The organism is Mesorhizobium sp. WSM4848, assembly GCF_055811375.1.
In genome coordinates, this window is the sequence record NZ_JBVVPX010000123.1 from 1 (window position 1) to 479 (window position 479).

1 protein-coding gene is annotated in these 479 nt (G+C 69.1%); it reads right to left on the reverse strand.

All coding sequences use genetic code 11. The features are described from left to right. A partial coding sequence (locus AC0L16_RS33595) for an FAD-dependent oxidoreductase (protein ID WP_473625812.1) occupies positions 1 to 449 on the reverse strand: 449 nt, incomplete at its 3' end. Positions 450 to 479: the final 30 nt, after the last annotated feature.

A 479-nucleotide genomic window follows, 5' to 3' on the forward strand; every position in this document is an offset into this window, starting at 1 on the left:
AGTTTTTCATGCAGCGCCGCCATTGCACGGCGTGGGTCGAGATGGGCTTCGCCCGGGAAGAACAGCCCGCGACGGAAGCGGCCGGCGAGATCGGGTTCCAGGAGCGCGATTTCGTCTTCGTCGACCCGCCGATGACCCGACGTGCGGCTTGTAAACCGGTCGAGTTCGCCCACATCCCGCGGCATTGCCAAAACGAGCGTTCCGGTCCGCGTGACATGACCCGGCAGGACCGCATCCCACCAGTCGGCGGCATCGCGTCCGAGATCCAGCACCGGCTGCTCGGCGCTTTCGCGCTCGCACCAGGGCGCCAGCATGCCGCCGGCCGTCCAGGATGCGTTGCCGCCAAGGCTGTGCCGGGCCTCAACGACGGTCACCGCCGCCCCGCGGGCGGCAAGTTCGAAGGCGGCGGTGAGGCCGGCGACGCCGGCCCCTTTGACCAGCAGCCTCATGACGGCTCCGGTATGTTCGGCATGGGCGGT